A 7,554-nucleotide genomic window follows, 5' to 3' on the forward strand; every position below is an offset into this window, starting at 1 on the left:
CTCCGTCGACGGTGTCAGCCGTGGCCGGGGCGGCCAACGGCCTGTTCAACTGCCTGCGCAAGGAATATCCGTCGCTGATCGCCCGCGCGGTCGATTTCGAGACCGATGCCTCTCCCGAGGCCATCGCCGAGCGCGCGCTGGGCGAGGTCACCAGCCGTGATCCGGCCTTCGAGGTCGGGTATCAGGATGGTGAACGCTACGGCTTCGGCACCGTGCCGGCGCCGGCCACCGTGGACACCGGCGCCGCCGTCGAACCCGCCGGCGACTGGATCACCGTGGTCACCGGCGGCGCGCGTGGCATCACCGCCGCCGTGGTCGAACGCATGGTCGTCCCCGGCATGCGGCTGATCCTGCTGGGTCGCAGCGCCCTGCCCGGCGCCGAGGACCCGGCGCTGACGGACGTCGCCGACGATCAGTTACAGGCCGCGATCATCCGCAACGCCAAGGCGGCCGGCGAGACGCTGACCCCCGCCGACGTCAAGAAGCGGGTGTCCCGCACACTGGCCGACCGCGAGATTCGCGGCAATCTGGCCAAGCTGGAAGCCGCCGGCGCCACCGTCGACTATCGCAGCTGCGACGTGTCGGACGAAACGGCGCTGACCGATCTGGTCAACGGCCTTTACAGCGAGTTCGGGCGCATCGACGCGGTGATCCACGGGGCCGGTGTCATCGAGGACAAGCTGTTCAAGGACAAGACGCCCGAGTCCTTCCAGCGCGTGTTCAACACCAAGGTTCGCGCCGCCGTCACGCTGGCACGCGTGCTCCAGCCCGAGTCGCTGAAGCTCTGCGTATTCTTCGCCAGCGTTGCCGGCCGCTACGGCAACAACGGTCAGGGTGACTACGCCTCCGCCAACGAGACGCTGACCCGCCTCGCCTGCCAGTTGCAGGCCCGCTGGCCGCAAACCCGCAGCATGGCGATCTCCTGGGGCCCCTGGGACGCCGGCATGGCCACCGAATCGGTCAAGGCCGCGTTCCGCAGCCAGGGCATCGTGCCGATTCCGCTGACCGACGGCTGCGACGCCTTCATGGACCTGCTGGGTGGACAGCTCGCCGGTACCGCCGAGGTCATCGTCGGCGAAGGCCCGTGGCCGGAACCGCCGCGCGCGGTCGGCGAGCCCGACGTGGAAGCCAGCGCCTTTCCGCTGATCCGCGACGAGCTGCGCATGGGTCCGGGCGGCGCGATGACACTGGACCACAGATTCACGCTGGCCTCCGATCCGTACCTGACCGACCACCGGCTGGACAACAAACCGGTGCTGCCGGCGACCGGCGCCCTGGAGTGGATCGCCGAGTTCACCGCCGCCGGCTGGCCGGACTGGAACGTGGTCGAAATCCAGGATCTGCGTGCCCTGTCCGGCATCAGCCTGCAGGACGACAACGCCTCGCGCACGGTGCACTTCAAGGCACGCGCGGCCGCGCATTCCGATCCCGGCTCACAGGCCATCGCGGTCGAGATCCAGGACCCCGAGCGCAAGCAGGCGCTGTACAAGGCCACGGTGATCCTGGCGCAGTCGGTACCCGCCGCCGAAATCACCGCCGTGCCGACGGCGCTGACCGGCCCGACCTACGACGCCGCGACGATCTACACGGAGCACCTGTTCCACAAGGCGCGCTTCCAGCTCGTTGATGCGGTCAATGCGGTGAACAAGGACGGCGTGGATGCGATCGCCCGCCCGGCCGATGTCACCGAGTGGCTGAACCAGCCGTCCAGCGACTGGCTGTTCGACCCGGGCCTGCTCGATGTCGGACCACAGCTCGCCATTGTCTGGTCACGCGTCAATCACGACCTGACCGCACTGCCCAGCCGGTTCGGCCGCATCCGCCGCTTCGGCCAGGGGCCGATCAGCGGACCGGTGAAGGTAACGCTGCGCATGCGTGAGGCACCGCACGCCTCGGCTGTTTGCTACGACGTGCAGTTCCACGACGTCGAGGGTCGTCTCCGCCTGTCCTGCGAGGACCTGGAGGGAACGATGAGCAGCGCGCTGAACCGCCTGTCCGGCGGCGCGCAACAGTAGTAGAGCCCGAGCTCTCGCGGAGACCACCATCATGAATGCAGACCGCTTCCCAGAACCCGTTGCCATCGTCGGCATGTCCGGCTGCTTTTCCGGCGCCCGGGACCTCCGCCAGTACTGGCAGAACATCGTCGACGGCGTCGATGCCGTCGTCGATGCCGACGAGGAATGGCTGGGCCCCTACTTCGACCCGGATTCGAAGGAAAACGACCGCATCTACACCAAGAAGGGCGGTTTCCTGAACGATCTCGCGGAGTTCAACCCGGTCGAGTTCGGCATCATGCCGACGGCGGTGGACGGCGGCGAGCCGGATCACTACCTGGCCCTGCGCCTGGCCCGCGACGCCCTGCGTGACGCCGACTACATCGATCGCAGCTTCAACCGGGAGAAGGCCGGCATCGTGCTCGGCCGCGGCACCTACATCAACCGCGGCTACACCACGCTGATGCAGCACGGGATGATGGTCGACCAGACACTGGCCGTGGTCCGACAGCTGCGCCCCGATCTCGATGACCAGGACATCGCCGAACTGCGCGCGGGCCTGAAGAAGCAGTTGCCGGCGTTCAACACCGAGATGTCCCCGGGTCTGGTCCCGAACGTCACCACCGGCATCATCGCCAACCGGCTGGATCTGATGGGGCCGAACTACATCCTCGACGCGGCCTGCGCCTCGTCGCTGATCGCCGTCGAGTCCGCCTGCCGCGAGCTGTTCAGTGGTCGCTGCGAGATGGTGCTGACCGGAGGCTGCCAGGCACATACGCCGCCGCAGCTGATGATGATCTTCTGCCAGCTGGGCGCACTGACCCGCGGCAATATCCGCCCCTTCGACGTCGGCGCGTCCGGCACCCTGCTCGGCGAAGGCGCCGGCATGCTGGTGCTCAAGAAACTCTCCGACGCCGAACGCGACAACGACAACATCTACGCGGTGATCCGTGGCCTGGGCACCTCGTCCGACGGCAAGGCCAAGGGCCTACTCGCGCCGCGCCTCGAGGGCGAGGTTCTCGCGCTCAAGCGCGCCTACGAATCCTGCGATATCGACCCGGCGACGGTCGGGCTGATCGAGGCGCATGGCACCGGCATCGCCCTGGGCGACAAGACCGAGATCCAGTCGCTGGGTTCGATCTTCGGCGCCCGCGCACCGGATGCTGACCTGCCACGCACCGGCATCGGCTCGGTCAAGTCCATGATCAGCCACTGCATTCCGGCGGCCGGCGCCGCGGCGATGATCAAGACCGCGCTGGCGCTGCACCACAAGGTGTTGCCACCGACGCTTTGCGACGAGGTCAATCCGGCACTGCACCTTGAGGAAACGCCGTTCTACATCAACAACGAGACGCGTCCCTGGGTCCACGGCGCGGCTCATCCGCGCCGGGCGGGCGTCAACTCCTTCGGATTCGGCGGGGTCAACGCCCACGCCATCCTAGAGGAGTACATCCCCACCGACACGCGTATCGCGGCCAAGCGCCCGGTAGCACCGGACGACGCGATGCTGCACGCATCGGCAACCGAATTGGTCGTGCTGGCGGCGCCATCGAATCAGGCCATGATCGAGGCGGTGCGCAGGCTCAAGGTCCGGATCGAGAACGACCAGACGCTGTCGCTGCCATCCATCGCCAAGGCAACGGCCGACAGCAGCGGCGAGCACAGGCTCGCCATCGTCGCCGCCAACGTCGAGGAGCTCTGCGAAAAACTCGACGCCGCGATGCAGAAACTGGCCGACAACAAGCCGTTCAAGACCCGTCAGGGCGTGCACTACAGCTTCGGCGACATGCCCGGCAAGCTGGCCTTCCTGTTCCCCGGCGAGGGCGCGCAGTACACGAACATGCTCGCCGAGCTGGCCCTGCACTTCCCGCAGGTGCGCGAGTGGTTCGATTTCATCGACGCCACCTCCGATCACCGCGACATCAAGCCCAGCGAGGTCATCTTCCCGGTCCCGACCGGTCTGCCGGGTCTGGCCCGGCGCGAACTGGAGGCCCGTATCTACGACATGGATCTGGCCTCGGAGACGGTGTTCACCGCCAGCATGGCGCTGTTCACCCTGCTGAGCGATCTGGGCGTCAGCCCTGACGTGATGGTCGGACACTCCACCGGCGAGAACACCGCCCTGGTCGCCTCGCAAACACTGCGCGCGGCCTCGCGCGTCGATCTGGCCGATGCCATCCGGCGCATGAACACGATCTATCAGGAACTGGATCGCGCTGGCGAGATCGAATCCGGCGCCCTGCTGACCGTCGGCGCGATGAATGCCGAGCGACGAGGCGAGGTACTGGACAGCTTCAGCGACAAGCTCGTCGTCGCGATGGACAACTGCCCGAACCAGGTCGTGCTCTACGGCAACCGGGACGACGTCGAGCAGGCACAGAAAGCGCTGACCGCCGCCGGCGCCGTCTGCGCCCTGCTGCCCTTCGGGCGCGCCTACCACACCGAACGCTTCCAGCCGGTCGCAACGGCGTTCCGCAAGTTCTACGAAGACACCGACATGGGCCCCGGCATCGCCGAGGTCTACAGCTGCGCCACGGCCGCGCCGTTCCCCGAGGAGCCGACCGCGATCCGCGATCTCGCCTGCGCGCAGTGGGCGACCACGGTGCGCTTCTCCGACACCATCAATCGACTGGTCGACGACGGCGTCGGAATCCTGGTGGAGGTGGGCCCCAGCGCCAACCTGACCTCCTTTGTCGGCGACATTCTCGGCAAGCGGCATCCCGCCGTGGCGATGTCCTGCGACAGCCGGCGCCGTGGGGGCATGAAGCAGTTCCAGAGCCTGCTGGCCACCCTCTTCGCCAACGGCGTGAGCATGGATCTGACCACGCTGTACCGTCACCGCGATATCCCGGTCATGGATCTGGAAACCATCCCGGCGAAGGGCAAGCCGCGCCAGCATCTCAATCTGCATCTGCCGGCACTGCATATTCCGGACGACTGGGAACCGGCGAGACGACTGAATCGTCGCTCCACCGACATGGACCCGACTTCGATTCCCAAGGGTCCGAAGGTCGTTCCGCTGAAGGAGACCGTGGCTCCCGAGCCAGCACCGGCGCGGCAAGCCCAACCGGCGATCCCGGCCAGCAACGACCCGCGTCTGGCCGCCGTGCGTTCTCACTTCGAGCTGATGCAGCAGTTTCTGGCATCCCAGGCACGCGTCTTCGGTGTGGCCCCGGCCGAGATGCCGGACATGCCCGGCCAGCCCCAGACCGCGGGCATCGCGCCCGCCGCGGAGCCCGCGACCCCGCCGAACCCGGCCACCGGCCAGCTCGACCGGTCCGCCTTCCCCATGCTCGGCGAGATGATCGAGCTGACCGACCGGCGGCTGCTGAGCCAGCGCATCTACACGCTGGAGAACGATCCGTTCCTGATGGACCACACCATCGGCTCCGAACCCTCGGCGGTGGACCCCAGCCTGCTGCCGCTGCCGGTGATGCCGTTCACGTTCAGCATGGAGATTCTCGCCGAGGCGGCAGTCCGTCTGGCTGGCGGTCAGGTGGTGGAGATGCGGGAAGTCCGCGGCCATCGCTGGCTGGCGCTGGACGACGGCACGCTCACGCTCAACATCGAGGCCGAACGCCAGGGTCCGGACACGGTGCGCGGCAGGCTCTACCTCGATGCCCCCGAGCGGCCCAACGGTCAGGTCCTGGTGTTCGAAGGCATCGTCCGCATCGGACAGCAGCACCATGCACCGGCGACGCCGATCGAGTGGACGTCCCCCAACTCCTACGGCGCCCGCAGCAATCCTGACGGCGAGCTCTATTCGCACGGCATGTTCCACGGCCCGCGCCTGCAGGGCGTCCAGCATCTGCGTCGCTGGGCCGAAGAAGCGATCGAAGCGGACATGCTGGCCCTGCCCACGCACAACTACTTCGCGTTCACCCAGACGCCCCGGCTCCAGCTCGACCCCGCCCTGCTCGACGCCGCCGGCCAGCTCGCCGGCTACTGGCTCACCGAAAAGCACGGCTGGGGCTTCAACTGCTTCCCGTTTCGCCTGGGCCGATTCACACCCTATGCGCCGCCACCGGCGGCCGGCACCGAGGTGATCTGCCGCGGCGACCTCAAGCTCACCGATCCGCAGCGCCTGGAAGCGGCCTTCGACATGATCGACGGCAACGGCCGGCTGCTGATGCGCTGTGAAAACTGGGAGGACCGCAAGTTCTCCGTGCCCGACCGCTACTACAACTACCGGCTGCGCCCGCAATCGGAGTTCATCTCCGACGAGCACGACGCCGGTCGCAGCGACGGCCTCATCACCCGCATGCTCGTCCCCTTCGAGGAAGGCTTTCTTGATCAGGGCTGGGGCATCTGGAAACGCATGCTCGCCCACATGGCGCTGTCCCGCCACGAACGCGCCGCGTTCTACAACCTGCCGCTAACCGGACCACGCCGTGAGGAATGGCTGATGGGACGCATCGCGGTGAAGGATGCAGTCCGCGAGTGGGCGGCGACACGCCATGGCCTGCACCTGGCTCCCGCCGATGTGGAAATCATCACCGACGAGATGGGCGCCCCGTCCGTGCGCTGCGCAGCGCTGCAGAAGGTTGGCGCACCGATGGTGTCCGTCGCGCACAGCCGCCGCTACGCGGTCGCGACCGCCGCGGAGGTGTCGGTGGGCGTGGACTACCAGCGCATCGCGCAGGTCCGCCTGGAGGAACTCATCCGCGGCGCCATGACCGAGCAGGAGGCCCGGGTCATCCGCGGCGCGCCGGCACCGGATCAGCCGCGCATCGCGGTCGCGATCTGGTCCGCCAAGGAAGCGGCCGCCAAGTCGGTGGGCACCGGACTGGAAGGCCGGCCCCGTGACTGGAACTGCCAGTTCACGTCCATCGACCGCCTCGGCAGCCAGCCGACCCGCGCCCAGGTCATCCACGGGGAGACCCGGCACGACGTCACCGTTTATTTCGAGGGCACGGACGCCGTTCTGGCGATCTGCCTGGAAGGCGACCGCATGGCGGCCGATCCCACCGTGCTGCGAAGCATCGCCACCACGTCAGGCTAGCACCGGATCATGAGGCGCCACGCAACGGATCAGCCCCCGACCCGGCATCGCAACACCCGGAGCAACGCGGCCGGACGCCCGTCCGGGTCGCGGCTGACCGATGAACATCGCTGGACGACGCGACACCGACGGGCTCGAATGCCGGAGGCATGCCCGCACAGACCGAACGACCCGCAACCCAGGTTGCATGTGAAGGAGAACGCCATGGATAAGGCGGTAGCAATGAAAAATGAAACGCTGGAGGACATTTTTCCGAGGATCGTCGCGATCCTGGAGGACTTTCTGGGGGATTTCGATTCCGGCTTCGATGGGGAAATCACGCGCCGGACACGGCTGATGACGGATCTGGGCTTCGAGTCCATCGACATCATCCAGCTCGTCGTCGCAATCGACGAGGAGATCGGCAAACGCGACGTGCAGTTCGAGAAGCTGCTGATGAACAACGGCAGCTACGTCGAGGATCTGGAAGTCGGTCAGATTGTCGATTTTCTGTCTTAAGGAAGCGCTGGTCTATGCACGCCGCCAAGTTGCCGCCTGAAATGAGGCCAGGCAAGGCGC

The 7,554-nt window shown here is 67.2% G+C and carries 3 protein-coding genes; all 3 read left to right on the forward strand.

The features are described from left to right. A partial coding sequence (locus ABNS06_RS08005) for an SDR family NAD(P)-dependent oxidoreductase (RefSeq protein WP_348673748.1) occupies positions 1-2,015 on the forward strand: 2,015 nt, incomplete at its 5' end. 31 nt (positions 2,016-2,046) lie between these two features. Continuing rightward, complete coding sequence (locus ABNS06_RS08010; protein ID WP_348673749.1) at positions 2,047-6,996, forward strand: beta-ketoacyl synthase N-terminal-like domain-containing protein; 4,950 nt, start codon at positions 2,047-2,049, stop codon at positions 6,994-6,996. Positions 6,997-7,200: 204 nt separating this feature from the next. Continuing rightward, complete coding sequence (locus ABNS06_RS08015) at positions 7,201-7,494, forward strand: hypothetical protein (protein WP_348673751.1); 294 nt, start codon at positions 7,201-7,203, stop codon at positions 7,492-7,494. The last annotated feature ends 60 nt before the right edge of the window (positions 7,495-7,554 follow it).

Origin of the sequence: uncultured Abyssibacter sp., assembly GCF_964000955.1 — a bacterium.
Taxonomy (GTDB): Bacteria; Pseudomonadota; Gammaproteobacteria; order Nevskiales; family OUC007; genus Abyssibacter.